This is a genomic window from Planococcus sp. RAB007_Raresut (genome assembly GCF_057369535.1).
The window spans coordinates 22,474-48,765 of sequence record NZ_JBXYIF010000007.1 but is presented as its reverse complement, the minus strand read 5'-3'; the positions used below and the strand labels follow the sequence as shown (position 1 = coordinate 48,765).

The window sequence follows — 26,292 nt, the reverse complement described above, 5'->3', positions numbered from 1 at the left end:
CATGAAATGAAGTTTAAATTCGGTTTATTACCCAGAATTATTGTGGCTATTGTATTGGGAGTTTTAATTGGTTCCATCGCTTCGGAAAACATCGTGAGGATTTTTGCTACATTCACTTCTATCTTTGGCAATTTCCTAAACTTTGTTGTGCCATTGATTATCCTGGGCTTTATCGCACCCGGTATTGCGAAATTAGGCAAGGGGTCCGGTAAATTACTGGGGGTTTCTACACTTGTCGCTTACAGTTCCACCGTAATTGCAGGGGTTTTTGCTTTCGGGGCAGCTATGCTAGTACTTCCTGGATTCATGGAAGGCCGCGCTCTGACAAGTCTGGACGACCCTGAGCATGCACTTGCCAAAACATTCATCGACCTTGAAATGGCTCCGCTATTTGGCGTGATGTCTGCATTGATCCTGGCGTTCCTGCTTGGTATCGGAATGGCGTCTACGGGCAGTAAAACCATGATAGCCTTTTTTGATGAATTCCAGGCCATTATCGAGAAAACAATTTCTGTCATCATAATTCCGCTTTTGCCTTTCTACATTTTCGGTATTTTTGCCAACATGGCATACGGCGGAGCAGTTATGGAAATTCTGTCGTTGTTCGGTATTGTTTTTGTTTTAATCATCATCCTTCACTGGCTTATGCTGCTGCTTCAGTACAGCACAGCTGGTGCTTTAAAGAAAAGGAATCCTTTCAGCCTGCTGAAGACCATGATGCCTGCTTACTTTACGGCACTTGGCACGCAGTCTTCAGCAGCGACTATACCTGTAACACTAAGACAAACCCGAAAAACAGGAGCGGATGAACGAATCGCTGATTTCTCGGTTCCACTGTTCGCGACAATCCATTTATCAGGCAGTACGATTACTTTAGTATCCTGTGCGATCGGAGTGGTTCTTTTAACTGGCCAGACTCCTGATTTCGGATCATTCTTTCCATTTATCCTTATGCTTGGCGTTACGATGATTGCTGCCCCTGGGGTGCCGGGTGGTGCTGTCATGGCGGCAATTGGTTTATTGCAAAGCATGCTCGGTTTTGATGCAACCATGGTCGCTTTAATGATTGCCCTATATATGGCTCAAGACAGTTTCGGAACAGCTGCCAACGTTACAGGAGACGGTGCTTTGGCCAATATTGTCGACCGTTTTACAAACGGACGAAAAGTTTGAAATAATTTTTTGATTCAGTGTATTCCGGCTATTTTCTATTCTCTATACTCTTCAATAAAGCTATGGTAATATATCGAAGTATTGAGAATAAGGAGGAAACACCATGAAAAAATTATTCGTAATTGGATTATCATCTTTACTTTTTTTAGGCGCCTGCAGTTCTGATGATTCTGCTGATACAGATAAAGCGGCAGATTCATCAAATGGCGAAACAGCTTCAACAGACAATGCCGAAGTGAAAAAAGAATTGATGAGATTTTATATGGCAGTGCCTAACACGATCAACGAAGTGGACGGCGATCTGAACACATTTGAACAGCAGCAGGCTGAAGGGATTCTGCCTGAAGGCAACGAATTGGCAGCTGTGAAAGAGGCGGCTGCAAGTTCTGCAGAAGAAGCATCCCAAGCTGTTGAAGGAATCGAAATTCCGGAAACTCTAAGTGAGAAAGAAGAAGACATCCAGTCTGCACTTGGTATGATTTCAGAATCATATGATATGAAAGCAGCAGCGCTTGCTGAAGAAGAGACATCATTTGAAGCTGCCAATGCCAAATTTGCGGAAGCGGATGAAATCTTCAATTCAATTCTTGAAGAACATGAATTGATTCCTTCAAGCATTCAAAACGAAGTAAATTAAGATATAGCGAAAAGCCCACCATTCATTTGGTGGGCTTTTTCTTGTATTTTCCATAAACTATGACGATAGGTCTATTTTCAGACAAATTGAAGTGATATGCGTTTATCCGAATTTTATTGGGGTATAATGGATATTGTAAGATAATCTGAAAGGAATGATTTATTATCGAGTCAAACGGTATCGAGCATACTGAGAAAATGGAACAGGCATTTAGAAATGCACATGGATTTGGAATCAATGAGTATCAGAACGATCCGGGAAAAATTATTGAAGTGGAACAACGAAGAGATCAAGATTATAATGATAGCCAAAGAATCGTATCTCAGTTAGAACGTCAAGTACACCGTGATATATAAAAATTAAACAGTTAAAAGCTAACAGTAAAGCCGGTGCCTTGTGCATCGGCTTTTTTTATGAGAGGACGGCCCTTTTTTCTCCAGGTGGACCAGCAGTCTGAAGCTGAGAGGACAAGGGACTTCTCACTGAAATCCATTCTCAATTAAATGACATTCATTGAAAATGAAAAAAAACTAATTTTTTATGAAAAAACCGCTCGGCACTTTAAAAATACTGAGTTTTAAATTGTTTAGAGACAGTTTCCAAACTCGGTTTAATGATTTGCCAGAGCAGTCGATATCGGTTAAGATTAGAATGATACTAATTAAGAATGGTTATCCGTTCAACATTAACTATATGGAGGTATTTACATGTCAACTTTGGTCATCAAGGATTTACACGTTGAAATCGAAGGTAAAGAGATTTTAAAAGGTGTAAACTTAACTATTAATACAAGCGAGATTCATGCAATCATGGGTCCGAACGGTACAGGTAAATCAACATTGGCTTCCGCTATCATGGGCCACCCTAAATACGAGGTAACTTCTGGTTCCATCACTTTGGATGGAGAAGATGTTCTTGATATGGAAGTTGACGAACGGGCGCGCGCAGGTCTTTTCCTAGCTATGCAATATCCAAGTGAAATTTCTGGTGTAACAAACGCTGACTTCATGCGTTCTGCCATGAACGCACGCCGTGAAGAAGGCGATGAAATTTCGTTGATGAAATTCATCCGCGAGCTTGACAGCAAAATGGAAGTTTTGGATATGGAACAGGATATGGCTCAGCGTTATCTTAATGAAGGATTCTCAGGCGGGGAAAAGAAACGCAATGAAATTCTTCAAATGATGATGATCAAACCGACAATCGCTGTTTTGGACGAAATTGACTCCGGTTTGGATATTGACGCATTGAAAGTCGTTTCCGACGGGATCAACCAAATGAAAGGCGAAGATTTCGGTTGCCTGATCATCACTCACTACCAGCGCCTGTTGAATTACATCACGCCGGACCACGTCCACGTTATGATGCAGGGCCGCGTCGTTAAATCTGGCGGAGCAGAACTTGCGCATAAATTGGAAGCTGAAGGTTACGACTGGATCAAGCAAGAACTTGGAATTGAAGACGAGACTGTAGGACAAGCATAATTGAAGGGAGAGACTGGCATGACGGTTGAAACAAATTTAAAAATGACCGAGCAAGAGCTGCGCTCCTTTTCAGAGATGAATGGTGAACCTTCATGGTTTACCGAGTTGCGCCTTCGCTCGTTTGCAGAAGCGGAAACTTTGCCGCTTCCAAAACCAGATAAAACAAAAATCCTGAACTGGAATTTCACAGATTATCCGGTTCACACAGTGAAAAGCTCTACATTCGGTTCGATCGAAGATTTGACTGAAGATATCAAAACTATCGTAGATCTTGAGCAAAAAAATCTATACATCCAGCACAATAATACACCTGCGTTTTCACGTGTTTCAGAAGATTTGGCTGCTAAAGGTGTCATCTTGACAGACATTTTCACAGCACTTCGTGAACATGGTGACCTGGTGAAAAAATATTTCATGACCAACGGCGTAAAAACCGATGAGCATAAGCTGACTGCTTTGCATGCGGCATTGATGAACGGCGGGGCATTCCTGTACGTTCCGAAAAACGTGGAAGTTGAAGAGCCGGTGCAAGTTGTGTTCTATCATGACGATGCAGAAGCTTCATTATTCAATCACGTAATCGTAGTAGCGGACACAAGCAGTAAAGTTACTTATGTAGAGAACTACTTCTCAACTGTTGCAAAATCAAATGGTTTGGCAAATATCGTATCAGAAGTATTTGCTGAAGATAACGCACAAATCACTTATGGTGCAGTTGATGTTCTTGCAGAAGGGTTCACTACTTACGTAAATCGCCGCGGTGTTGCCGCGCGTGATGCGAAAATAGAGTGGGCGCTTGGACTGATGAATGACAGCGACACTATCTCTGAAAACGTGACTCACCTGATCGGTGATAATTCTATCGGCGATACAAAAACTGTAGTAGTCGGCAGAGGCAGCCAAAAACAGAACTTTACAACGAAAGTTGTGCATTGGGGTAAAGATTCCGATGGCCAAATTTTAAAACATGGCGTTATGAAAGATTCTTCTTCCGCTATTTTTAATGGAATAGGCAAGATTGAACATGGCGCAACCAGATCGAATGCGGAACAGGAATCACGCGTATTGATGCTTAGCCCGAATGCTCGAGGCGACGCAAACCCGATTCTGTTAATTGATGAAGATGATGTTACAGCAGGCCACGCAGCATCTGTTGGGCGTGTAGATCCGCTACAACTTTATTATCTGATGAGCCGAGGCATTACTAAACAAGAAGCTGAACGTCTTGTTATTCACGGTTTCTTGGCACCAGTTGTAAATGTGCTGCCAATCGAAGGCGTTAAAAAGCAATTGACGGAGGTTATCGAAAGGAAAGTCCGCTAATGATCAATAAAGAGATAAAAAGCTATTTTCCTATATTGAACCAAGAAATCAATGGCAATCCGCTTATCTATCTGGACAGCGCTGCGACTTCACAGAAACCGGTGCAGGTAATTGAAGCGCTGGAGAATTATTATAAATTCGATAATTCGAATGTGCATCGCGGCGTCCATACTCTTGGCAACCGTGCCACAGAAAAATATGAAGGTGCCCGTGAAAAGGTGCAAAAATTCATCAATGCCAGTTCCACAGAAGAAATTGTCTTTCTTCGTGGAACCACAACGGCTATCAATCTTGTAGCACAAAGCTACGGGCGTGCCAATGTGGAGAAAGGCGATGAAATTATCATCACTTATATGGAACACCATTCCAATATCATTCCATGGCAGCAATTGGCCAAAGAGCGTGGAGCGATCCTGAAATATATCGAACTTGAAGAAGACGGCACCATTTCACTTGAACAAGTGAAAGCGGCAATTACCGAACGGACTAAAATCGTTTCAATGGTCTATGTTTCAAATGTCCTTGGAACCATGAATCCGGTGAAGGAAGTTGCACGCATCGCCCATGAAAATGGAGCGGTGATGGTGGTTGACGGTGCACAGGCTGCTCCTCATCTTAAAATCGATGTCCAGCAATTGGACTGTGATTTCTTCGCCTTCTCAGGCCATAAAATGGTCGGACCGACAGGAATCGGTGTATTATATGGAAAGAAAGCTTTATTGAATGAAATGGAGCCGGTTGAATTCGGCGGCGAAATGATCGATTTTGTCGGTCTTTACGATTCAACCTGGAAAGAGCTGCCATGGAAATTTGAAGGCGGTACACCTATAATCGCCGGCGCAGTCGGACTTGGCGCAGCCATCGATTTCCTTAACGAAATCGGATTGGACGAAATCGAAAAGCACGAACATGAAATGGCAGCTTATGCCATGGAAAAAATGAGCGGAATCGACGGCCTTGAAATTTACGGTCCGAAAGATCCGGCCAAGCGGGCAGGCATTGTCACATTCAACTTGAATGATGTCCATCCTCATGATGTGGCGACGGTGCTAGATATGAGCGGAATCGCTGTCCGTGCAGGACACCATTGCGCACAGCCGTTGATGAAATGGCTGGAAGTATCCGCTACGGCCCGTGCAAGCTTCTACCTTTATAATGGCGAATCGGATGTCGACCGCCTTGTAGAAGGATTACGCTCTGCAAAGGAGTATTTCAACGATGTCTTTTAAAAATTTAGATCAATTGTATCGGTCCGTGATTATGGACCATTATAAAACGCCACGGAATAAAGGCACTATTGAAAATGACAGCATTAATATCGAAATGAACAATCCGACATGCGGCGATCGCATCCATCTGACCTTGCAGGTTGAAGACGGTATTGTAAAAGATGCAAAATTTGATGGTGAAGGATGTTCAATTTCGATGGCTTCAGCTTCAATGATGACGCAGGCAGTAAAAGGGAAAGATGTGGACACTGCTCTTGGGCTGTCCAAAACTTTTTCTGATATGATGCTCGGCAAAGATTACGACGATTCTGTGGACCTGGGTGATATTGAAGCGCTGCAGGGAGTCTCTCAATTCCCAGCAAGGATCAAATGCGCTACACTAGCTTGGAAAGCCATGGAAAAAGGCGTGCACGAGCAAGAAAAATCGTAACACAAGAATGGAGGAACGATGATGGCTAAAAAAATGCCCGAAATCGATGATTATAAATATGGGTTCCATGACAAAGATGTCTCGATCTTCCGCTCAAAACGCGGTCTGACTGAAGATATCGTCAGAGAAATTTCCAATATCAAGAGCGAACCTGAATGGATGCTCGAATCTCGTTTGAAAGCTCTTAAATTGTTTTATTCTATGCCAATGCCGCAATGGGGTGGCGACTTGGCACCGTTGAATTTTGACGAAATCACTTATTACGTCAAACCATCGGAAGCCAGCCAAACTTCATGGGATGAAGTGCCGGATGAAATCAAACAGACTTTTGATAAATTGGGTATCCCGGAAGCGGAACAAAAATACCTTGCAGGTGTTTCTGCACAGTACGAATCAGAAGTTGTCTACCACAACATGAAAGTTGAACTTGAGGACATGGGTATCATCTTTAAAGATACAGATGCTGCACTTCGTGAAAACGAAGACTTGTTCCGTGAATATTTCCAGACAGTCATTCCGGCTGCTGACAATAAATTCGCGGCTTTGAATACAGCTGTCTGGTCAGGTGGCTCATTCATTTATGTTCCGCCAAATGTTAAAGTTGAATCTCCGCTGCAAGCATATTTCCGTATCAACTCGGAAAACATGGGGCAGTTCGAGCGTACGATGATCATTGTGGATGAAGGCGCGAGCGTTCATTATGTGGAAGGCTGTACAGCACCTGTATATACGACGAATTCACTGCACTCTGCTGTAGTTGAAATCATCGTTAAAAAAGACGCTTATTGCCGTTACACAACAATCCAGAACTGGGCAAACAACGTTTATAACCTTGTTACAAAACGAGCGTTTGTTGATGCCAACGGCACAATGGAATGGATCGATGGCAACATCGGTTCTAAATTGACGATGAAATATCCTGCAGTTTACCTTCGCGGTGAAGGCGCACGCGGTATGACGTTGTCGATTGCAATCGCAGGCAAAGGCCAGCACCAGGATGCGGGCGCTAAAATGATCCACATGGCACCGAATACTTCATCTTCCATCGTTTCGAAATCAATTTCGAAACAGGGCGGTAAAGTTTCGTACCGCGGGATTGTCCGTTTCGGCCGTAAAGCTGACGGAGCCCGTTCGAACATTGAATGTGATACGTTGATCATGGACAACCTGTCCACGTCTGATACGATCCCGTACAATGAAATTCTTAACGACAATGTATCTTTGGAGCACGAAGCGAAAGTTTCAAAAGTCTCTGAAGAGCAATTGTTCTACTTGATGAGCCGTGGCGTTTCTGAGCAGGAAGCTACTGAAATGATCGTTATGGGCTTCATCGAACCATTCACAAAAGAACTTCCGATGGAATATGCGGTTGAAATGAACCGTTTGATCAAGTTCGAAATGGAAGGTTCAATCGGTTAATAGATTCTTATACAAATCCCTACTGCTTAATTGCAGTGGGGATTTTAATTTATGAAAATGTGCAAACGATATTCCGCAAAACAGCTCCGCTTTCCTGGTGGCTTGCGCTGAGCTAACTCGGGCTTTTTGCACTTCGCCCGAGTGGATCTCAGCACTTCGCCCGAAACGGAGTTGGAAAGCCAACTCCGTTTCTGCTCACCTGGGAGTCTTCGCTATTTTGCTCCATATCTCTATTTACCTTCTATAAATGGAGTTGCATAATAGCTTGATCTAAGTAAAAAGATTTTCATTGATTCCGCATGAAATCAGAATGAAGCGCTAGGCGGTGAATGGCAAAGATGTGCTCCTGCATCGCTGCGCTGCTTCGTCGCAAAGACTTGACCTTGCAAGCTCCGGTCAATGTCTTTCCTGCGGGAAAAAGACTGAGTCCTGAGACCCCGCAGGGAGCGAAGTGCACGAGGAGGCTCAAGCCGCTCCCCGCGGAAAGCTTCCGGCTAGAGCGTAAGGGTTGAAGAAATCGACAGTTTCTCAACAGCCTGCGAATCCCCATTGCTTAACTGCAATGGGGATTTTTTCTTCGTTTAATGGGTAAAGCTCAGGTAGGACGTTCTATTTTTTCTGTGCTATCATTTAACTAACAGTATCTCGGAGGTGGCGTAATGATTTATGCGGGATTAACGGGTTGGGGCGATCACCCGGATGTTTACAGTCCGGGATCGAAGCAAAAAGACAGATTGGCTGATTACACAGGACACTTTCCAATCGTGGAACTGGATTCTTCTTTTTATGCTGTGCAGCCCGAAAGGAATATCCGGAAATGGATTGCTGAAACACCTGATTCTTTTCAGTTCATCGTTAAAGCATATCAGGCGATGACCGGACATTTACGCGGAGAAAATCCGTTTGATACAGAAGAGGAAATGTATGAGGCATATATAAAATCCATCAGGCCACTGAAGGAAGCCGGAAAACTCGCGATGGTATTGCTGCAATTTCCGCCGTGGTTTGATTGTGTAAAAGAAAATGTAGATGAAATCAGGCGTATTACGGACAAGCTGAGTGAATTTGATTTGGCGATCGAATTCCGTCATCAGTCCTGGTATGCCGAAGGGTTCCGAGAAAAAACCTTCGAGTTTCTGCGGGAACACAATTTGATCCATTCGGTTTGTGATGAACCCCAGGCGGGTGATGGTTCGATTCCCCTGGTACCTGTCTCGACCCGAAAAGATAAAGTCCTGTTCCGGCTTCACGGCCGCAACGTTCATGGGTGGCAAAATGTAGGGAACTCAAAGAAATGGCGGGAAGTCCGTTATTTATATGATTATAACCGTGAAGAGTTAACGGAAATCAGCAAAGCGGCAAATAAGCTGGCGGAACAGGCTGACAATGTTTACATCATATTCAATAATAATTCCGGCGGCCATGCGGCTGGGGACGCCAAACAATTTCAGCAAATGAATGATTTGACCTTCGAAGATCTTGCTCCCAAACAACTGGATCTTTTTGAAGGAGAATTTTAACGTTAGGTTATAAAGAGGTGTTGTAAAATGGCTGAAACCATTCATATATATCATACAAATGATTTGCACAGCCATTTTGGCAATTGGCCGAGTATCCATGCTTTATTGGCTGAACGGAAGCGCTGGCACGCCGAAATGGGCGATTTCTGCCTTATATTGGACATTGGCGACCATGTGGACCGTTCGCATCCATTTACTGAAGGAACAGCAGGAAAAGGAAATGTGGAATTGCTGAACCAAGCAGGATATGATGCTGTGACCATAGGCAATAATGAAGGAATTACTTTGTCCAAGGAAGAGTTGGATGAACTGTACAATGAAGCGGATTTTGATGTCATCCTTTCCAATTTATTAAGTGAAAATGGGGAACAGCCGCCCTGGGCCAAGCCGCATAAAATACTTCGGACACCTGAGGGCAAGCGCATCGGTCTGGTGGGAGCGACTGCAGAATTCACTCCGTTTTATGAAAGGCTGGGGTGGAAAATAACTGCGGCGCGCGAATCGATTATTCAGGCAGTGGATGAGATTAAAGCGGATACAGACTTTATTGTCTGTCTGTCTCATCTCGGAATCAGAGAAGATGAAATCCTTGCTGAGAGCTGTCCCGAAATTGATCTGATATTGGGCGCGCATACGCATCACATTTTTCACGAAGGAAAGATGATCGGCGATGTGCTGCTCGGAGCGGCAGGCAAATTCGGAGCTTATCTCGGACACGTTATCATTGAAGAAGATCTGAAGAAGAAAAAAGCTTATTTGATTGAGACAGAGAAATTGGAGAATCCGGATGGCAGCTACGACCAAAAGCTGCGGGAAAGTGGCAAGGAATTGATGAGAGATGCTGTATTCTACAATGATTCAGCTCTTAAAGCCGAGTGGTTTAAGGAGTCGGAATTGGCTCAGTTATTCGGCAAGGCCATGATTGAATTTTCGGAAGCGGATTGTGCGCTATTCAACGCAGGCCTGTTTATGGAAGATATGCCATTAGGCGAAATTACGCGTTACGATTTCCACCGGATGCTTCCACATCCCATCAATCCGTGCATGATTGAGCTGACAGGCGCAGAATTAAAGGAAATTTATCTTCAGTCGATGAATTCCGAATGGCCGCAGCTTGAGTTGAAAGGCTTAGGTTTCAGGGGAGCTGTTTTTGGGAAGATGATCCGCACAGGAATGGACATGGACAATCATCATTTATATATAAATGGCCAGCTGGCTGACAGTGACCGTGTATATAAACTCATCACATTGGATATGTTCACTTTCGGTTATTTCTTTCCGGAGTTTAAACGCTCTCCGAAAACTTATTTTATGCCTGAATTTATCCGGGACGTATTCAGTGATTATTTTTCGCGAAACACGGTACGGTAAGCAAACTGGATGAAATTGACCTTGATTTCAAAACAATTTTAGTATATGCTAACAAAGAATTGTATATCGATGGGTAGAGGCTGCAAAACCGATAAGTAAAATATGTGAGCGTGACAGCGATGATCATATTTGAAAGGCGATTTTGCCGAAGTCCATTTTCCGTTGTCACCGGGAAGTGAGGCTGGGGTCATCCTTAATAGGGATGTCACTGTCATTTATGCTTGCATAAATGGAGAGCTACAGGGTTGTTTGATGTTTTACCGCACAGACGAATTGTAGGAAGCCGACTTGTCCCTTTGGATAGAGCCGGCTTTTTTTCTCCATTCTATTCCATCAAAAAATAGGAGGAAACTATTCATGGAAAACACGATCTTCTCGATCCTGCCGCCGATTATCGCAATCGTAATGGTATTACTTACCCGGCGGGTACTATTATCTTTGGGCGTAGGTATCATTTCTGCAGCGCTCATTTTAACATCATTCGCGCCGGTTGGTGCCATGCAGGAATTACTCACATCATTTCAGGTGATATTCTGGGATGAAGGCTTTAATGCGTATAATGTCTTTATACTTCTCTTCTTATTATTGCTGGGCATCATAACTGCATTCGTCAGTTTGTCCGGAGGAAGCCATGCTTTCGCTGACTGGGCTTCAAAACGCGTCAAATCCCGCCGCGGGGCAAAAGTTCTTACCGTCGCGCTGGGTATTGTTATTTTTATCGATGACTATTTCAACGCTTTGGCAGTCGGACAGGTTGCACGCCCCATAACTGACCGCTATAAAGTGTCCCGCGCGAAACTCGCTTATTTCATCGATTCAACTGCAGCACCTGTCTGTGTGGTTTCGCCGGTTTCCAGCTGGGGAGCGGCAATCATCGGAATCATCGCTACGATTCTTGCCGGGCAGACATTTGTGGAATATTCCGCTTTGGAAGCCTTCCTCTGGATGGCGCCGATGAATTTCTATGTAATTGCTGCACTGGCCATCGTATTCTTCGTTGCCTACCGTGATGTCGATTTCGGGGAAATGAAAAAGCACGAGATCAACGCAATCGAAAACGGACAGCTTTACGACCCTGAAAAATCGATCCCTGGAGAAATGAAGGAAGAATTTCCTTCGCATTCCCATGGACGTGTTCTTGACTTATTGCTTCCGATTCTTGTATTGGTCGCAGGGACAATCGCCGCAATGTTATGGACGGGCTATCAAAACGCCGGCCAGCAAATGGATATCTGGCTGATCTTTGAAAACACCGATGTTCCTTTGTCCTTGCTGGTTGGTGGACTCCTTGGAACAATCACATCCATTGTTCTATACCTGCTGCAAATGAATAAAAATGAAACTGCGAATGCCGGTTGGATTGGAAAAGGGATCTGGGCAGGGATCAAATCGATGATCGGAGCAGTACTGATTCTGATTTTTGCCTGGTCTCTGACTTACCTGATCGGTGCACTTGAGACAGGTACTTATCTGGCAGGAGTTGTGAGTGATGGAAATATTCCGGTTTCAGTTCTTCCTGTGATGCTGTTCCTGTTAGCTGGAGTAATGGCCTTCTCGACCGGAACATCTTGGGGTTCGTTCGGTATTCTATTGCCGATCGCCGGTACCATCATGATTGAAGCGGCGCCTGAATTGTTATTGGCATCGCTGTCGGCAGTCCTTGCGGGTGCTGTTTTCGGTGACCATTGTTCTCCGATTTCAGATACGACGATCTTATCTTCGACTGGAGCGGGGAGCAATCACATGGATCACGTTGCTACCCAGCTCCCATATGCTTTGACAGCTGCGGCAATCGCCTCTGCAGGGTATTTAGTCATAGGCTTGACTGGTTCACTTCTATGGTCAATAATTGCTGTTGTTGTTATCCTTGCAATACTATTCGTAGTTTGGTCACAAAGAACAACAATACTCGAAAGAGCCAGAAACGCTCAGTAAAAGGAAAGCGGAGAGAATATCTCTCCGCTTTTTTATTATTGTAATAATAGTTTTTTCAAAAAATATAAGAAATCGTCTTTACTTTGAACTACCCGCTCGGTATACTATTTTTAGATTAGAAAATAATCTGAAAATATACAAACTTCCCATTTTTCTGTAAGGAAATTGGAAGTTCGTAAAGAGGGGGAGAAATTATGGAACGTTCGCAATGGGGGACACGCGCCGGTTTTATCATGGCGGCAGTCGGCTCGGCAATCGGTTTGGGAAACATTTGGCGTTTTCCGTATGTGGCCTATGAAAATGGTGGAGGAGCATTCTTTATACCGTACTTATTCGCTCTGTTAACCGCAGGGATACCGATTCTAATCTTAGAATTCACCATCGGGCACAAATACCGTGGATCAGCGCCATTGTCATTCTTCCGCATGAGCGGCAAGAAAGCGGAATGGCTTGGCTGGTGGGCCGTACTTGTATCATTCGTCATATCCGTCTATTATGCAGTCATCATCGCCTGGGCAATGCGATACACAATATTCGCAGTCAATCAGGCATGGGGGAATGACACAGAAGCATTCTTATTCGGAGATTTCCTGCAACTGGGAGACGTCCCGGGGCAAACCGGCGATATCGTATGGGGAGTATTCATTCCATTAGTGCTGGTTTGGGCAATTACATTGGGCATTTTAATGGCTGGAGTCAAGAAAGGGATTGAAGCTGCCAACCGCATTTTCATCCCGACATTGGTGGTCATTTTCCTTATCATAGTAATTCGCGCTGTTACTTTGGATGGAGCTATGATGGGTCTTAACGCATTCTTCGAACCGAATTTTGATGCTATCATGGATCCGTCGGTTTGGGTTGCTGCTTACGGACATATCTTCTTCAGTTTATCCGTAGCCTTTGCCATAATGATAACTTATTCAAGTTATCTTCCGAAAAAATCGGACATCACAAATAACGCTTTCATTACCGGATTTGCCAACTCAAGCTTTGAGTTGCTTGCAGGGATTGGGGTATTCGCTGCACTCGGCTTCATGGCGGCGCAATCCGGAGTGGAAGTAGCTGACGTAGCTACTGCCGGAGTCGGTTTGGCATTTGTGGTGTTCCCACAAATCATCAACCAGTTCCCAGGATTGAATGGGCTCTTCGGTGTCCTGTTCTTCCTGTCATTGACTCTTGCAGGATTAACTTCCTTGATGTCAATAACAGAAACGTATGTAGCAGCAATTTCTGAGAAATTCGGAACTTCACGCCGCAAAGCGGTTGCTTTCGGTGGAGGATTGGCTGCATTAATTTCCATTTTGTTCGCTACTCAAGGCGGTCTTTACTTCCTTGACCTAGCAGATTACTACATCAACCAATTCGGTGTTGCAGCAGTCGGCCTAGTGGAAGTTGTCATGGTTGTATGGATCCTGCGTAAAGCAGATAACCTTAAAACTCATGCGAATGCTATTTCTGACATCCACCTTGGCGGATGGTGGAAATTCAGCCTTGGTGTCATAACTCCAATCGTATTGGGTTATATGATGTTCGGATTGCTGAAACTTAACATTCTTCAAGAGTTCGATAATGACACAGGAAACTACGAAGGCTATTCCGATATGTTCACATTATTCGGAGGAGTCGCTGTAGCAGCTGGTGCTCTGATCTTAGGAATCTTGTTCTCACTCGGCAAATGGCATAAGAGCCACGCGGCATTCGAGGAAGAAAAATAAGGGGGTTAACGCTATGGAAGTAAGCGCAATCGTAGTTATGATTATTGGTATCGTGCTTTTATGGGGCGGCTTGGCTGCCAGCATATTCCATGCAGTACGAAGCGGCAAAAAGAACAAGGCTGACAACGCAGCTTGATGAAAAACTCCGGAAACTTTATGTTTCCGGAGTTTTTATTTTGGATGCACTGTTCCTTGTTAGGCTGTTGGCTTTATGGTACATTTGGGAAAGAGAATGGTTGACAGGCTTCCAGGTTTTCAAAAGGAGATTGCTTGCAATGCGCCGTTGAAAAGCAAGCCTTTGCCTGAAGGCTAAAGTAAATGGATGGTGAATGTTTTGATTACTATAGACCAGTGGAATTATGAAATCGTCATCGATTACCGCGAAGGATTTCAGGAAGAAGCGATCAATAACCGTTACAGCGAGATTTTAGGCAAGTATGATTACATACTTGGCGATTGGGGCTATGGCCAGCTGCGGTTGAAGGGTTTCTTTGAAGACACCAACCATAAAGCGAGCTACGACACCAAAATCAGCACGCTGCAGGATTATTTATATGAATACTGCAATTTCGGCTGTGCTTATTTCGTCATCAAAAAAGTTGGCAAAGCACCTGTAGCTGAACCGGAAGCTACAGAAACAGAAATTGAAACAGCAGAGCAATCGACAGAGGAAAATCCCGTTGCAGAATCATGATGCAACGGGGTTTTTTTATGCCATTATGCTATTATAGGTAATGATAATATATAGATAGAAACTATACCTGTTGGAGGGTTATACATGTATTTTATTGATCGCAGCAAAATTACAGAAACAATCGCTTATATGAATTCATTATTGGAATTATATAAAAAGAAATCGAGCTGGAACAGTCTTGAAGACCAATTGGCGTTGGAGCGGCTTACGCATAATATCGTCGAATCCATCATAGATGTCGGCAACAGCATGATTGATGGTTTCATCATGAGGGACCCCGGCAGTTATGATGACATCATTGATATCTTAACTGACGAAAAAGTGATTTCGCCTGAAATGGATGCACCTTTGAAACGGGTGATCGGTTTACGTAAATCGTTGGTTCGTGATTTTATGAAGATGGATCATGGAAATATTATTGAAGTTCTGAATGGCGCCTTTAAAGAATTGGAAGCATTCGGCCCTAAGGTGGAACATTATCTTGTTCATGAACTGGGACCGGTATCTGCATTCATCCCGGAGACAAAAAATGAAGGATTATAAAGTATATTGCCTCGACTTGGATGGCACAGTATTTAGAGGCAGAGAATTGATACCGGAAACGGCCGATTTTATTCATCGTCTGCAAAAGCAAGGCATTGAACCTTATTATGTAACGAATAATGCATCCATGACTCAGCAGCAATTTGCGGAAAAGCTGGAGGCATTCGGCATCGTGTCGCCGGTTGAACATATTATGACTTCATCAATTGCAGCAGCAAAGTACATTAAAAGATGGTATCCGGGGAAAAAAGTTTTCATGATCGGAACAGATGGTGTGGAAGAAGCGCTTAAAGGTGAAGCGATTGAAAGAGTTCAAGAAAATGCGGACATTGTGCTGATGGGCATTGACCGGAATATCAACTTTCAGAAACTGGCGACCGCCTGCCTGGAAGTCCGTAAAGGGGCAGTCTTTTTATCGACGAACAGGGATTTGGCTTTTCCTTCAGAGAAAGGTTTCATGCCGGGAAATGGGGCTTTTACAAAGGTGGTTTCTTCATCAACAGGAGTAGAACCTGTCTTTATCGGCAAACCCGAAATGCATATGCTGGAAGCGATCCAATATGAAATCGGCTGCAATAAAGAAGGCATGGTCATGATCGGAGACAATTACGACACTGATATTCAAGCGGGTATCCGCTTCGGTGTCGATACGATTCATGTCAATACGGGCGTGACGCCGATGGAAGATGCGGTTAAAAAGGACGTTCCGCCTACGTATGCGATAGAAAATCTTAGTTATTGGGAAATTTAAAAAAGCCATCGGAATGATGGCTTAAAATAATGGGTTTTCTTCTATAAACTCATACACTTTTTGTGTAAGTTCTTCGGGAGTATCTGCTTCGACAATTTCGCCGTTCACTAGGGCGTAAAGAGTTTCGGAGCATTTCGTACAATAACTCAGGCAGCCATATTCCAACACATCGAGATTTGGGTCCCGATCGAGTTTTTCAAAAGCATCCTGGGCTCCATTGACGATATTGCTGACGCAAAATTCAACAATTGGATTCATTAAGCTCACCTCGCTACTTCGAAATCCTACCTTTTTTCAGGGGTAAAGTCAATTATTTGATTTCTTCACTTATGTGTCTAGACTCCAGCGGCCCAGTCCCCTCGAGTAGCTTCGATCTTGTCGGGGAAAACGGGCGCTGACGCTTTTCTGAAAGATATTGTGAAAGTTATCACAATCCTATATAATTTGATGTGAGAAAGTAGTAGACAGAAGAAAGTTAAAGGAGATATTTATGCGAAAACTAGTCTTATTAGGCGGCGGTTACGGCAATATGAGAATATTGCTTCGTTTATTGCCCAGCAGTTTACCCCAGGACGTGGAAATAACATTGATCGACCGTACGCCATTCCACAGCATGAAAACAGAGTTTTATGCTTTGGCTGCCGGTACCGAATCTGATCAGGATGTCCGAGTCGATTTTCCGGAGCATGACCGCCTTAAATTAGTTAATGGCGAAATTTTGGAGATCGGCATTGAAGAAAAGTGCATCTTCATGGAAAACGGCCAACGGATCGACTTTGACGATTTAGTAATCGGACTGGGCTGTGAGGATAAATACCATAATGTGCCTGGTGCTGATCAATGCACGTATAGTATTCAAACTATCGGACAGTCTAGACGGACATACCAAGCTTTGTTAGGTCTGCCGGCTAATGCGGTTGTCGGTATAGTGGGTGCGGGGCTAAGCGGAATCGAATTGGCGAGTGAACTTCGTGAAAGCCGCGAAGACCTACAGATTAAATTGTTTGACCGCAGCCCGCGTATTTTGCGCGATTTTCCAGAACGTTTAAGCAACTTTGTGAAAAAATGGTTCGATAGCCATAACGTTGACGTTGTTTCGAATTCCAATATCACAAAAGTGGAACCGAACCTGCTTTATAACCACGAAGAGACTATTTCGGTTGATGCGGTTGTTTGGACAGCTGGCATCCAACCGGTTAAACCGGTACGTGATCTTGGCTTGGAAGGTGACTCGATCGGACGTCTAGTCATTAACCAATACCATCAATTACCCGCCAATGAAAATGTCTACGTCGTAGGAGACTGTGCAGCTTTGCCGATGGCACCTTCTGCGCAGCTTGCTGAAGAGCAGGCGGAACAGATTGTCAAAGTGCTTAAGATGCGTTGGAAGGGCGAAGAGCTTCCTGAAACAATGCCTGAGATCAAACTGAAAGGCTTCCTTGGTTCATTAGGCAAGAAACAAGGCTTCGCCTACCTTGCAGACCGAACAGTCACAGGGCGCATTGCACGCCTGATGAAATCCGGTGTATTATGGATGTACAAATGGCATAACGGTTGATACTGATTCAAAAACAAAAAGCGCTCAGTGATGAGCGCTTTTTTTAATGAAGAATAATATATTTTTTTTAAGTTACTACAGATATAAAGCCTATTTGTATATTTGAAACAAGTATGAATATCAATTTTATTATAGCGGGGAATATCTATCGAATTCATTGCCTTCTCATTCCGCCTTAAATCCGTGCTTTTCGAGTTCTTTATAAATCGGTTTTAATTGGACGTATCCTTCAGCTGCAACTTCATCTTCCACAAGCACCAATGGATAGAAAAATTCATCATTTTGGATGCGTTCGATATAGTCTTTTTGGCGATCGTTTTCGGGCTCTTTCTCAATATCGATATAAGTAATTGAAAATGGCTTATCCTTATATTTTCTTGGTATGGCAGCCTGCAGCCATTCATACGTATCAATGGATGACGGAGCATTCACACAGCTGGCGCAGATTACTTCCGCCCCGTATACTTCAATCGCAATATTCTTTGTCATAAAAAAGAACCTCCTGTGAATTCATTAGTGGCTTTTTCCTTCTAATCACATTATAATGATTATAATGAAAGGAGTCGATATTAATGACTGAAGCATTGTTGGAAGATCAAGTAATGGAAGTCTTAGATAAATTGCGTCCATTCCTTTTACGTGACGGAGGCGACTGTGAACTCGTCGATATTGAAGATGGAATCGTAAAACTTCGTCTGCTCGGCGCATGCGGAAGCTGCCCAAGTTCGACTATTACATTAAAAGCTGGAATTGAACGCGCATTAACGGAGGAAGTTCCTGGCATAGTTGAGGTAGAACAAGTATTTTAAAGCCAAGGGACCTGTTGCAGGTCCCTTTTTCTGTTTGTATAATAGCAGTAAGCAAGCCAGCTTTCTTGTACGCTGGAAGGATTTATTGATATGATAAATGAAAGGAAAGGGTGACAGGTAATGGAACAGGTAGTCGAAATTACAGAAGCCGCTTCTTTTCAGGTAAAAGAAATGATGCGGCATAATGAAGAAGAAGATTCTTTTCTGCGTGTAGCTGTTAACGGCGGAGGCTGCAGCGGTTTGACGTACGGAATGGGATTTGAAAAAGAACAAGGTGCGGAAGATGACCTTTATGAACAGTTCGGGATCCCGATTCTTATTGCGAAAGATGATGCACCGATATTAAAAGGCACTGTCGTCGATTATAAACAATCGCTGATGGGCGGAGGTTTCACGATTGAAAATCCGAATGCCATCGCTTCATGCGGATGCGGCACTTCATTCCGTACAGCGAAAAAAGCAGGAACACCTGAAAGCTGCTGATTAATTTAAAATGAGAAAACCTTCTGCTCACGTTGTGTGGCGCAGAAGGTTTTTTTATGAAAAATGGGGAATAATCTGTTTACTCACACTGGGGGATTATCTGGTGCTATCCAGTTGAAATCACTAGTTAAAAAGGCTAATATAGAGTGTAGGAGTAAATTGGAAACATTACAAAACGTAATTTATGGTTTTCCGATTTAAAAAATGACTCGAAGGTGGTTGCGATTAGATTGAAAAGACCGTCAATTTTAGTATTAGGTGCAGGCTATGGTGGGTTGACTACTGTAGTGAATTTGCAAAAACTTATGGGAACAGACGAAGTCGACATCACGTTGATCAACAAAAACGAATACCATTATGAAAGCACATGGCTGCATGAAGCTGCAGCTGGAACAATGACTCCAGAACAGGTCCGTTATGATATTAAAGAGGTAATTGATCCTGTCAAAGTCAGATTCGTTCAAGCTACTGTCGAAGCAATCGACGTTGAAGGCAAGAAAGTCCTTACGGATAATGGCGAATTTACATATGATTATATCGTCATCGCCCTTGGTTTTGAAGGTGAAACATTCGGTATCGAAGGACTAGATAAATACGCTTTATCAATTGCGAATGTGAAAGCGGCGCGTTATATCCGCGAACATATCGAATTCCAATTTGCCACTTGGTCAACTGAAGAAGTCAAAGACGACAGCCGTCTGACTATCGTTGTTGGTGGTGCTGGATTCACAGGAATCGAATTCCTGGGCGAATTGGCGAACCGTGTACCTGAACTTTGCAAAGAGTTTGATGTACCTCGTGAAAAAGTTCGTGTAGTCTGCGTAGAAGCTGCTCCGATGGTGCTTCCTGGATTTGATCCTGAATTGGTCAACTATGCAGTTGGTCATCTTGAATCTAAAGGAATTGAATTCTCGATCGGGACTCCGGTTGTAGAAGCGACTCCTGAAGGCGTCAATGTCAAGAAGAGCGATGATGAGTTCGAATTCATCAAAGCTGGTACTGTTGTTTGGGCTGCCGGAGTTCGAGGCAACAGATTGATCGAAACTACGCCTATCGAAAATATGCGTGCACGCGTTAAAGTTGAAAAAGACCTTCGCGCACCAGCATTCCCTGATGTATTTATCATCGGTGACTGTGCGTTGATGATCAATGAAGAAACAAACCGTCCATATCCGCCAACAGCTCAAATTGCAATGCAACAGGCAGAAGCAACAGCTGCCAACCTCAAAGCGTTGATCCAAGGCGGTACCACACAGGCATTCATTCCTGATCTTAAAGGTACAGTTTGTTCACTTGGCGATGACGATGCTATTGGTGTTGTATTCGGCAAAAAAGTAACTGGCAAGCGAGCGTCATTCATGAAGAAAATGATCGACAACCGTGCATTATACATGGTTGGCGGACCAAAATTAGTCATGAAAAAAGGTAAGTTCAACGTACTTTAATCTTAAATAAAAGAAGTCTCCTTCTGGAGGCTTCTTTATTTTTGTCCAGAGCCCCTTCAATTAGTTAATAATTGTGAAAATTGTGTCCATTTTATGATATTGTTAAAATTTTTTCAATGTATCCGCTTACATTGTTTTCTTTCTCTTGCTAGTTTTAAACCACCGTGTTATATTATCAGAATATTAAAAACAATAGCAGGAGGAGGTGTTTCGGATGAAGAATTTCAAACAAGTCAAATCAACGAACCAATGCCCATATTGCGCAGGCCAAGGTTATTTCCAATTGCGTTTGGGCGGATCGGAAACGTGCTCTTGCTGCTCGGGATCAGGAAAGAAATAACATAGCTCACTCTGAAAAGCACGGCGCTAACTTGCGCCGTGCTTTTCTTTTTTGAGCCGGGAAAAGCAATCAGGAAAGCAAAGAATTGTTTGATGCTCCCTCTTTTAAGGGTATGAAAAAGCATCTATATATAAAGTGCTTTTATGGATCATCTAAGTGTAAGATCGTCAAAAAAAGGAGAGGGTGTTATGAAAAGAAGTTTAAAAATAGCCAGTGCCTTTATCGGAATTGTTGTGGGCGCTGGTTTTGCTTCGGGACAAGAGATTTTGCAATACTTTACAAGCTTCGGTTATTGGGGGCTTGGCGGTGTTCTTGTAGCGACCGGGCTATTCGGCTATATCGGAATGATTCTGACGAGCCTTGGAAGCCGCATGCAAACGACATCCCATGAAGATGTCGTCTACCGCATCAGTGGGAAATGGCTTGGAAAAGTGATTGATTATACATTGATTTTGACATTATTCGGTATTCTGGTCGTCATGATTGCCGGAGCCGGCTCCATTTTCTCCCAGCAGTTCGATCTCGCGCCAGCATTCGGGCGCGGAATCATGATCGTGCTGGTCATCGTGACAATCATGATGAATGTAAAAAAAGTAATAACTGTGATTTCCAGCATTACGCCGTTCTTGATCTTGATGGTAGTAGGCATCGCCATCTACAGTGTTATGACGATGGAGGGCAGTTTCAGTTCACTGGATCCGGTGGCCAAAGAGCAGCTGTCGGCAACGCCGAACTGGCTGTTATCAGCAATCAATTATGTATCGCTTGCCATCGCGCTGGGAGCCTCGATGTCGCTCGTCATGGGCGGCGCAGAACAAGATGAAAAAGTGGCTTCCCGTGGCGGCTTGATTGGCGGACTCGGCTTCGGCTTACTTATCTTGTTGAGTTATGTGGCGATATTTGCGAAAGTGGATGTCGTTGGAGGAGCGGATCTGCCAATGCTTGCCATCGGCGATGATATTTCCCCGGTACTCGGCATTATTATGGCAGTTGTCATCTTCGCAATGATCTATAATACAGCGGTCAGCATGCTGTTATCATTTTCTGCCCGTTTTACGGAAATCGGTACAAAGAAATTCCGCATTTTCGTCATCATTGCAGGGCTCATTGCTTTTGCACTCAGCTTCGTCGGCTTTACATCCCTAGTCAACTGGCTCTATCCAGCAGTCGGCTATCTTGGCTTGTTGTTGATCGGTGCATTGATTTTGGCGGATATCCGCAAAGTAGGAAAAAACGACAGAGCAAACAATAAAATAGCATCAAACTAAGCATTGGCTTGTGTCAATGTGATGAACTATGGGCAAGCGGATTGAAAGCCCCAGATATTTCAGTTAAACTGATTAGAGGAATATCGGAGGTTAGTATATATATGAATAGTTCATTCACTATTGTCCAATTAATTATTTCAATGCTTTTATTCTATGTAATGTTTTTCGGCATCGGTTTTCTGCTGAATATGCTGTTGCGCATGACTTGGCTCATGGCAATCGTTTATCCGGTCGTCATTCTCCTTGTTATTGATGACGTTGGCGTTTTTGATTACTTCACCAATCCCGGGGAATCATTCAGTATGCTTGGCGATACGATCACATCTCTCACAGGAACAGACATTGCTGTTCTGTTATCGGGATTTGCGGGTGCAATCACAGCCGGCTTTGTTATGAAAGTCCTTCGGAAAATGGGATATCAGATGTTTTAAAAAAATCCGTGTGAGCCAATTTGGCCTGCACGGATTTTTTTATAGGATCAAACTGTAGACGATAGCGGATATTGCAATACCCGTCAAAGCGCCCATGAATACTTCGCTAGGCTTATGGCCCAATAGTGTTTTTAACTCTTCTATTTTTTCTTCTTCTTTTTTCTTTGGCCAGTTTCTGGTTTCATTCATGAATAATTGCAGGTCCATACGCATTTTATTGATCGTCAATGCCTGCTGACCCGCTTGGAATCTGACCCCCGTCGCATCGTACATGGTGATGACGGCGAACATGGTCGAAACCGCAAAGATTGTCGAACCGACACCATGCTCATAAGCGACTGCAGTTGTAAGTGAAGTCACTGCAGCAGAATGCGAACTAGGCATTCCGCCGGTGGAAGTGAAGAGCCTCCATTCCAGTTCCCGTGTCACCGCATATTGAATGGGGATTTTTATGAACTGGGCAAAGATGATTGCGAATAGGGCAATCATTAAGGGGGTATTCGAGAATAACTCCATTCAATTATCAACCTTTCAAAATAAAATCTATTGCTTCAGTATAGCATACTCTCTTTTTTCTTCCTGTCAGAAACAATTTCGACTGTCGAACTACTAAGCTTTCGAAATCCATGCTAAACTGAAATAGAACAGATAATGAGGAGGAGACCAATGAATATTTCAGTACAAAACCACGAGCAGAAAAACAATGCGGATATTCTGATTGTCGGACTTACGCGTCATCCTGAAAATACAAATGGATGGGATGGTTTCGCAGAACGATTCGAAGGGAAATTACAGGATTGGGTTAAAAATGAATTGTCTTTCGATAAAAAAAACATCATTACATACCCGACTTTGTCGGGGGACATTCCGAGAGTTATGTTCATCGGCATGGATGACCGCAAAAAAATGAATGAAGATGACATCCGAGCAGCATTTGGATTAGCCGGCAAAGAATTGGTTAAGAAAAAGATTAAACACGCTGCCATATACCTTGATTCATTCCAAAACGATGACATTACTGCAGAAGATGCGGCGTATCTTGCAGCAGAAGGAATCGGGATGGGGATGTACAGCTTTGCGGATTACAAGACTTCTTCCAACGAAACGGAAGTAGAGCTTGAGAATATATCGGTACTTACAGAAGAAAACGGCGAAGACATAGAGGCAGCCGCACGAATCGGACAGGTTTTCGGTGAGTCGGTCAACGAAGCGCGTACCTTGGTCAATATGCCAGGGAATATCCTGACGGCTACAGCTCTCGCTGATTATGCGCAGGAACTCGGTGAACAATATGGATTTGAAATGGACATCCTCGATAAAGCGCAGATGGAAGAACTGGGGATGGGCGCTATTCTGGCTGTAAACCAGGGTTCTATTGAAGAGCCACGTTTGATTGTAATGAAATACAAAGCGACTGAATCATTTGAAGATCCGCTTGCTCTTGTCGGTAAAGGAATCACTTTTGACACAGGCGGTTATTCATTGAAACCGAAAGACGGTATTGTCGGCATGAAAGGCGACATGGGCGGAGCTGCAGCGGTTCTTGGCGCGATGAAAATTATCGGGGAACTTAAACCAGCTAAAAACGTGATTGCAGTGATTGCTTCTACAGACAATATGGTTTCAGGCAATGCATTCAAGCCGGATGATGTCATTACATCTTTAAGCGGAAAAACGATTGAAATTCTCAATACAGATGCTGAAGGACGATTGGTACTGGCGGATTCCGTTACTTACGCCAAGCAATTAGGCGCAACCCGCATCATTGATGTTGCTACGCTTACAGGAGGCGTTATTGTTGCTCTCGGTATGGACAAAACCGGGGCACTCACAAATGACGAAGCATTTTTCGAGGAATTCCTGGAAGCTTCCAATGAAACAGGGGAATTTGTATGGCGCTTGCCGTTAACGGAAAATGATAAGAAGCGCTTGCGCAAAAGCGACGTCGCTGATTTGAATAACTCACCGGGCCGCGATGGCCATATGATTTTCGGTGGCGGATTTGTCGGCGAATTTGTTGAAGATACACCGTGGATCCATTTGGACATAGCGGGAACATCATTTACATCGGCCGCACATGATCTTGGCCCCAAAGGCGGGACAGGTGCAATGGTCAGAACATTGGCGATGATGGTCGAAAGTCTGGCCGAAGAAAAATAAATCCATAGAAAAACCTGCAGACTCAATTGTCTGCAGGTTTTTTCAGACTATCGAGAAACATCATCTGCTTTAACCATTTCGCTGCACATCTTTTTATGTCTACAAGCTAGCGCAGCAATGCAGGAGCACCTCTTTGCCCTTCGCCGCCTGCTGCTACACTTTATATCTGTAGAATCATGTGAATATTTTTCTCGGAAAACCAAAATAGTTAGATTTCTTCTATATAGAAAGCGATTCTGAGATATGGAGCAAAACAGCGAGACTCCCAAGGGAGTAGAAACGGAGTTGGGTTTCCAACTCCGTTTCGAGCGAAGTGCTGAGATCCACTCGGGCGAAGGGGAGCGAGACCGAGTTAGCTCAGTGCAAGCCCCAAGGAAAGCGAAGCTGTTTTGCGGAATATCGATTGTTTACCTGTATCTTTTTCTCAACAAGCTAAAAAACCTGCAGACTCAATTGTCTGCAGGTTTTTTCAATGCGTATCTTTTTTTCTTGCGTTGAACAGCAGGTCCCAAATCGTCGCGTACTGTCTGGTCTGCCACTTTGGTGCCGGAAATATAGGCGGCACGGCCGATCAAATGTCCTCCAACTGGGGCCGTGATGAACAGGAACGCGATGGCGATGATCATTTGAGTATTGAAAATGCCTTCTACCAGCCAGAAGTGGATAAAGGTACCCGACAGGATGGCCAATACCCCCAGTGTGGAACTCTTGGAGGCGGCATGCGTCCGCGTATAGACATCCGGCAAGCGCACCAGTCCGAGAGCTGTTACGACACTGAAAAGGACACCTACACTGATCAGAAAGATGATAAGGATGTTAGCGATTGTTGTCACGATCGAAAATCTCTCCTCTCTCTATGAATTTAGCGAATGCTGCTGTACCGATAAAGGACAGTATGCTCAGCAACAGAATGATTTCCAGGAAGAATTCTGTTTCGATAATCAGGGATAGGAGAGCCACGATTGAAACCAGGCTGATCCCAATTGCATCAAGTGCCACAACCCGGTCAGCGACTGTAGGTCCCTTGACCAATCGGAACAAAAGACCTGCAAATGCGATGCTGACGATAGCCAGTGCAACCCAATAAAACATCATCATGGGCGGCTCACCTCCAGTATGGCACGTTCGAATGTATTCTTAATGGAAGATACGGAAGCGTCAATATCTTCAAAATCGAGCGCATGGATGTAAAGCCTCTTCTGGTCATCGGATATGCCGACAACAAGTGTGCCTGGAGTCAGGGTGATCAATGCTGAAAGCAAAGTTACTTCCCAATCTTCCTTTAACTCGGTTTCCATTTCGAAAATCGCCGGTTTGATGTTCATTTTCGGGCGAAGCACGATGCGCAAAACTTGCAGGCTCGATAACGTTAATTCCTTCAGGAAAAGGATGAACAAAGAAAGAACCGCCCATACACGCGTCAAATACAATCTTCCTTTAAAGAATCGGCGCATCATGATAATGATCCCTAAGCCGACCAAAAAGCCGATGGCGAATCCGGAAGGAGTAAAGGACACCGAGATGAACATCCAAACGATTGCCAAAAAGAAGTTCAATAGGATTTGTGAAGACAT

At 43.9% G+C, this 26,292-nt stretch carries 30 protein-coding genes and 1 riboswitch; of the genes, 24 read left to right on the top strand and 6 right to left on the bottom strand.

Annotation, left to right across the window (positions count from 1 at the left end):
- The first annotated feature begins 6 nt into the window (after nt 1–6).
- From AC2Q9J_RS14965 to AC2Q9J_RS14890, 16 genes are all read left to right on the top strand, one after another.
- Nucleotides 7–1,173 carry a dicarboxylate/amino acid:cation symporter gene (locus tag AC2Q9J_RS14965; protein ID WP_499041164.1) on the top strand — a complete coding sequence of 389 codons (1,167 nt, stop codon included), beginning with the start codon at nt 7–9 and terminating at the stop codon, nt 1,171–1,173.
- A gap of 103 nt (nt 1,174–1,276) precedes the next feature.
- Nucleotides 1,277–1,810, top strand: coding sequence for a hypothetical protein (locus tag AC2Q9J_RS14960; RefSeq protein WP_499041162.1), 534 nt, complete (start codon nt 1,277–1,279; stop codon nt 1,808–1,810).
- Between the two features lie 197 nt (nt 1,811–2,007).
- Complete coding sequence (locus AC2Q9J_RS14955) at nt 2,008–2,166, top strand: YuzK family famiily protein (protein WP_499041160.1); 159 nt, start codon at nt 2,008–2,010, stop codon at nt 2,164–2,166.
- 345 nt (nt 2,167–2,511) lie between these two features.
- Nucleotides 2,512–3,294 (top strand): Fe-S cluster assembly ATPase SufC, encoded by a 783-nt coding sequence (gene sufC, locus AC2Q9J_RS14950; RefSeq protein ID WP_499041445.1) that lies wholly within the window; start codon nt 2,512–2,514, stop codon nt 3,292–3,294.
- Nucleotides 3,295–3,312: 18 nt separating this feature from the next.
- Entirely contained in the window at nt 3,313–4,617 is a 1,305-nt protein-coding gene (sufD, locus tag AC2Q9J_RS14945) for a Fe-S cluster assembly protein SufD (RefSeq protein WP_499041158.1), read from the top strand.
- Nucleotides 4,617–5,846 carry a cysteine desulfurase gene (locus AC2Q9J_RS14940; RefSeq protein WP_499041156.1) on the top strand — a complete coding sequence of 410 codons (1,230 nt, stop codon included), beginning with the start codon at nt 4,617–4,619 and terminating at the stop codon, nt 5,844–5,846. The genes sufD and AC2Q9J_RS14940 overlap by 1 nt, the downstream gene beginning before the upstream one ends.
- Complete coding sequence (gene sufU, locus AC2Q9J_RS14935; RefSeq protein ID WP_499041154.1) at nt 5,836–6,276, top strand: Fe-S cluster assembly sulfur transfer protein SufU; 441 nt, start codon at nt 5,836–5,838, stop codon at nt 6,274–6,276. The genes AC2Q9J_RS14940 and sufU overlap by 11 nt, the downstream gene beginning before the upstream one ends.
- Before the next feature lie 21 nt (nt 6,277–6,297).
- Complete coding sequence (gene sufB, locus AC2Q9J_RS14930) at nt 6,298–7,695, top strand: Fe-S cluster assembly protein SufB (protein WP_499041152.1); 1,398 nt, start codon at nt 6,298–6,300, stop codon at nt 7,693–7,695.
- Between the two features lie 659 nt (nt 7,696–8,354).
- Entirely contained in the window at nt 8,355–9,215 is an 861-nt protein-coding gene (locus AC2Q9J_RS14925) for a DUF72 domain-containing protein (RefSeq protein WP_499041150.1), read from the top strand.
- A 27-nt stretch (nt 9,216–9,242) separates the two neighbouring features.
- On the top strand, nt 9,243–10,586 hold the full coding sequence (locus tag AC2Q9J_RS14920) for a bifunctional metallophosphatase/5'-nucleotidase (protein ID WP_499041148.1): 1,344 nt from the start codon (nt 9,243–9,245) through the stop codon (nt 10,584–10,586).
- 66 nt (nt 10,587–10,652) lie between these two features.
- A riboswitch (Lysine riboswitch) is annotated at nt 10,653–10,834 on the top strand.
- A 109-nt stretch (nt 10,835–10,943) separates the two neighbouring features.
- Nucleotides 10,944–12,521, top strand: a complete 1,578-nt coding sequence (locus AC2Q9J_RS14915; RefSeq protein WP_499041146.1) for a Na+/H+ antiporter NhaC family protein — start codon at nt 10,944–10,946, stop codon at nt 12,519–12,521.
- A 194-nt stretch (nt 12,522–12,715) separates the two neighbouring features.
- The gene (locus AC2Q9J_RS14910; protein ID WP_499041144.1) at nt 12,716–14,236 is read left to right on the top strand and encodes a sodium-dependent transporter; all 1,521 of its coding nucleotides are present in this window, start codon (nt 12,716–12,718) and stop codon (nt 14,234–14,236) included.
- A 13-nt stretch (nt 14,237–14,249) separates the two neighbouring features.
- Nucleotides 14,250–14,372, top strand: a complete 123-nt coding sequence (locus AC2Q9J_RS14905; RefSeq protein WP_121636333.1) for a MetS family NSS transporter small subunit — start codon at nt 14,250–14,252, stop codon at nt 14,370–14,372.
- A gap of 198 nt (nt 14,373–14,570) precedes the next feature.
- Nucleotides 14,571–14,930, top strand: coding sequence for a YutD family protein (locus AC2Q9J_RS14900; RefSeq protein ID WP_499041142.1), 360 nt, complete (start codon nt 14,571–14,573; stop codon nt 14,928–14,930).
- A gap of 84 nt (nt 14,931–15,014) precedes the next feature.
- Nucleotides 15,015–15,473, top strand: a complete 459-nt coding sequence (locus AC2Q9J_RS14895; protein ID WP_499041141.1) for a DUF86 domain-containing protein — start codon at nt 15,015–15,017, stop codon at nt 15,471–15,473.
- Nucleotides 15,460–16,224 carry a TIGR01457 family HAD-type hydrolase gene (locus AC2Q9J_RS14890; protein ID WP_499041139.1) on the top strand — a complete coding sequence of 255 codons (765 nt, stop codon included), beginning with the start codon at nt 15,460–15,462 and terminating at the stop codon, nt 16,222–16,224. The genes AC2Q9J_RS14895 and AC2Q9J_RS14890 overlap by 14 nt, the downstream gene beginning before the upstream one ends.
- Nucleotides 16,225–16,245: 21 nt before the next feature.
- Here the strand turns inward: AC2Q9J_RS14890 and AC2Q9J_RS14885 are convergent, their stop codons facing one another.
- Nucleotides 16,246–16,482 (bottom strand): YuzB family protein, encoded by a 237-nt coding sequence (locus AC2Q9J_RS14885; protein ID WP_084242491.1) that lies wholly within the window; start codon nt 16,480–16,482, stop codon nt 16,246–16,248.
- 232 nt (nt 16,483–16,714) lie between these two features.
- On the opposite strand from AC2Q9J_RS14885, the gene AC2Q9J_RS14880 reads away from it, so the two are divergent.
- Nucleotides 16,715–17,782 carry an NAD(P)/FAD-dependent oxidoreductase gene (locus tag AC2Q9J_RS14880; protein ID WP_499041137.1) on the top strand — a complete coding sequence of 356 codons (1,068 nt, stop codon included), beginning with the start codon at nt 16,715–16,717 and terminating at the stop codon, nt 17,780–17,782.
- 165 nt (nt 17,783–17,947) lie between these two features.
- Here the strand turns inward: AC2Q9J_RS14880 and AC2Q9J_RS14875 are convergent, their stop codons facing one another.
- On the bottom strand, nt 17,948–18,271 hold the full coding sequence (locus tag AC2Q9J_RS14875) for a YuzD family protein (protein WP_499041134.1): 324 nt from the start codon (nt 18,269–18,271) through the stop codon (nt 17,948–17,950).
- 83 nt (nt 18,272–18,354) lie between these two features.
- Here AC2Q9J_RS14875 and AC2Q9J_RS14870 point away from each other — a divergent pair, with 83 nt between their 5' ends.
- The 6 genes from AC2Q9J_RS14870 to AC2Q9J_RS14845 all read left to right on the top strand — a co-directional run bounded on the left by AC2Q9J_RS14870 (nt 18,355) and on the right by AC2Q9J_RS14845 (nt 22,558).
- Complete coding sequence (locus AC2Q9J_RS14870) at nt 18,355–18,591, top strand: NifU family protein (RefSeq protein ID WP_112224421.1); 237 nt, start codon at nt 18,355–18,357, stop codon at nt 18,589–18,591.
- Between the two features lie 120 nt (nt 18,592–18,711).
- A complete protein-coding gene (locus AC2Q9J_RS14865; protein WP_499041132.1) occupies nt 18,712–19,074 on the top strand; it encodes a HesB/IscA family protein in 363 nt (120 codons plus the stop codon).
- Nucleotides 19,075–19,304: 230 nt separating this feature from the next.
- Nucleotides 19,305–20,519: an NAD(P)/FAD-dependent oxidoreductase gene (locus tag AC2Q9J_RS14860; RefSeq protein ID WP_499041130.1), complete on the top strand. Its 1,215-nt coding sequence runs from the start codon at nt 19,305–19,307 to the stop codon at nt 20,517–20,519.
- Nucleotides 20,520–20,733: 214 nt separating this feature from the next.
- Nucleotides 20,734–20,859, top strand: coding sequence for a YuiA family protein (locus AC2Q9J_RS14855; RefSeq protein WP_158241206.1), 126 nt, complete (start codon nt 20,734–20,736; stop codon nt 20,857–20,859).
- A gap of 188 nt (nt 20,860–21,047) precedes the next feature.
- Nucleotides 21,048–22,127, top strand: coding sequence for a YkvI family membrane protein (locus AC2Q9J_RS14850; RefSeq protein WP_499041128.1), 1,080 nt, complete (start codon nt 21,048–21,050; stop codon nt 22,125–22,127).
- A gap of 101 nt (nt 22,128–22,228) precedes the next feature.
- Nucleotides 22,229–22,558, top strand: coding sequence for a YuiB family protein (locus tag AC2Q9J_RS14845; RefSeq protein ID WP_499041126.1), 330 nt, complete (start codon nt 22,229–22,231; stop codon nt 22,556–22,558).
- A gap of 39 nt (nt 22,559–22,597) precedes the next feature.
- Here the strand turns inward: AC2Q9J_RS14845 and AC2Q9J_RS14840 are convergent, their stop codons facing one another.
- Nucleotides 22,598–23,074: a divergent PAP2 family protein gene (locus tag AC2Q9J_RS14840; protein ID WP_499041124.1), complete on the bottom strand. Its 477-nt coding sequence runs from the start codon at nt 23,072–23,074 to the stop codon at nt 22,598–22,600.
- Nucleotides 23,075–23,224: 150 nt separating this feature from the next.
- Between AC2Q9J_RS14840 and AC2Q9J_RS14835 the strand changes: the two genes are divergently transcribed.
- Complete coding sequence (locus tag AC2Q9J_RS14835; RefSeq protein ID WP_499041122.1) at nt 23,225–24,718, top strand: leucyl aminopeptidase; 1,494 nt, start codon at nt 23,225–23,227, stop codon at nt 24,716–24,718.
- Between the two features lie 449 nt (nt 24,719–25,167).
- On the opposite strand, the gene mnhG is transcribed toward AC2Q9J_RS14835, so the two are convergent.
- The 3 genes from mnhG to AC2Q9J_RS14820 are packed head-to-tail and all read right to left on the bottom strand — an operon-like array spanning nt 25,168 to nt 26,292.
- The gene (gene mnhG / locus AC2Q9J_RS14830) at nt 25,168–25,551 is read right to left on the bottom strand and encodes a monovalent cation/H(+) antiporter subunit G (RefSeq protein ID WP_499041120.1); all 384 of its coding nucleotides are present in this window, start codon (nt 25,549–25,551) and stop codon (nt 25,168–25,170) included.
- A complete protein-coding gene (locus AC2Q9J_RS14825) occupies nt 25,535–25,816 on the bottom strand; it encodes a Na(+)/H(+) antiporter subunit F1 (protein WP_144841482.1) in 282 nt (93 codons plus the stop codon). The genes mnhG and AC2Q9J_RS14825 overlap by 17 nt, the downstream gene beginning before the upstream one ends.
- Nucleotides 25,813–26,292: a Na+/H+ antiporter subunit E gene (locus AC2Q9J_RS14820; RefSeq protein WP_499041118.1), complete on the bottom strand. Its 480-nt coding sequence runs from the start codon at nt 26,290–26,292 to the stop codon at nt 25,813–25,815. The genes AC2Q9J_RS14825 and AC2Q9J_RS14820 overlap by 4 nt, the downstream gene beginning before the upstream one ends.

Bases quoted from the DNA above. Each gene is read 5' to 3' on its own strand.
- sufU (WP_499041154.1), top strand. From the start codon at position 5,836: ATGTCTTTTAAAAATTTAGATCAATTGTATCGGTCCGTGATTATGGAC.
- AC2Q9J_RS14890 (WP_499041139.1), top strand. From the start codon at position 15,460: ATGAAGGATTATAAAGTATATTGCCTCGACTTGGATGGCACAGTATTT.
- AC2Q9J_RS14910 (WP_499041144.1), top strand. From the start codon at position 12,716: ATGGAACGTTCGCAATGGGGGACACGCGCCGGTTTTATCATGGCGGCA.
- AC2Q9J_RS14940 (WP_499041156.1), top strand. From the start codon at position 4,617: ATGATCAATAAAGAGATAAAAAGCTATTTTCCTATATTGAACCAAGAA.
- AC2Q9J_RS14925 (WP_499041150.1), top strand. From the start codon at position 8,355: ATGATTTATGCGGGATTAACGGGTTGGGGCGATCACCCGGATGTTTAC.
- AC2Q9J_RS14905 (WP_121636333.1), top strand. From the start codon at position 14,250: ATGGAAGTAAGCGCAATCGTAGTTATGATTATTGGTATCGTGCTTTTA.
- AC2Q9J_RS14965 (WP_499041164.1), top strand. From the start codon at position 7: ATGAAGTTTAAATTCGGTTTATTACCCAGAATTATTGTGGCTATTGTA.
- AC2Q9J_RS14850 (WP_499041128.1), top strand. From the start codon at position 21,048: ATGAAAAGAAGTTTAAAAATAGCCAGTGCCTTTATCGGAATTGTTGTG.
- AC2Q9J_RS14820 (WP_499041118.1), bottom strand. From the start codon at position 26,292: ATGTCTTCACAAATCCTATTGAACTTCTTTTTGGCAATCGTTTGGATG.
- AC2Q9J_RS14845 (WP_499041126.1), top strand. From the start codon at position 22,229: ATGAATAGTTCATTCACTATTGTCCAATTAATTATTTCAATGCTTTTA.
- AC2Q9J_RS14885 (WP_084242491.1), bottom strand. From the start codon at position 16,482: ATGAATCCAATTGTTGAATTTTGCGTCAGCAATATCGTCAATGGAGCC.
- AC2Q9J_RS14870 (WP_112224421.1), top strand. From the start codon at position 18,355: ATGACTGAAGCATTGTTGGAAGATCAAGTAATGGAAGTCTTAGATAAA.
- AC2Q9J_RS14880 (WP_499041137.1), top strand. From the start codon at position 16,715: ATGCGAAAACTAGTCTTATTAGGCGGCGGTTACGGCAATATGAGAATA.
- AC2Q9J_RS14865 (WP_499041132.1), top strand. From the start codon at position 18,712: ATGGAACAGGTAGTCGAAATTACAGAAGCCGCTTCTTTTCAGGTAAAA.
- AC2Q9J_RS14920 (WP_499041148.1), top strand. From the start codon at position 9,243: ATGGCTGAAACCATTCATATATATCATACAAATGATTTGCACAGCCAT.
- AC2Q9J_RS14835 (WP_499041122.1), top strand. From the start codon at position 23,225: ATGAATATTTCAGTACAAAACCACGAGCAGAAAAACAATGCGGATATT.
- AC2Q9J_RS14840 (WP_499041124.1), bottom strand. From the start codon at position 23,074: ATGGAGTTATTCTCGAATACCCCCTTAATGATTGCCCTATTCGCAATC.
- AC2Q9J_RS14915 (WP_499041146.1), top strand. From the start codon at position 10,944: ATGGAAAACACGATCTTCTCGATCCTGCCGCCGATTATCGCAATCGTA.
- AC2Q9J_RS14875 (WP_499041134.1), bottom strand. From the start codon at position 18,271: ATGACAAAGAATATTGCGATTGAAGTATACGGGGCGGAAGTAATCTGC.
- AC2Q9J_RS14855 (WP_158241206.1), top strand. From the start codon at position 20,734: ATGAAGAATTTCAAACAAGTCAAATCAACGAACCAATGCCCATATTGC.
- sufB (WP_499041152.1), top strand. From the start codon at position 6,298: ATGGCTAAAAAAATGCCCGAAATCGATGATTATAAATATGGGTTCCAT.
- AC2Q9J_RS14955 (WP_499041160.1), top strand. From the start codon at position 2,008: ATGGAACAGGCATTTAGAAATGCACATGGATTTGGAATCAATGAGTAT.
- sufD (WP_499041158.1), top strand. From the start codon at position 3,313: ATGACGGTTGAAACAAATTTAAAAATGACCGAGCAAGAGCTGCGCTCC.
- AC2Q9J_RS14825 (WP_144841482.1), bottom strand. From the start codon at position 25,816: ATGATGATGTTTTATTGGGTTGCACTGGCTATCGTCAGCATCGCATTT.
- AC2Q9J_RS14960 (WP_499041162.1), top strand. From the start codon at position 1,277: ATGAAAAAATTATTCGTAATTGGATTATCATCTTTACTTTTTTTAGGC.
- AC2Q9J_RS14895 (WP_499041141.1), top strand. From the start codon at position 15,015: ATGTATTTTATTGATCGCAGCAAAATTACAGAAACAATCGCTTATATG.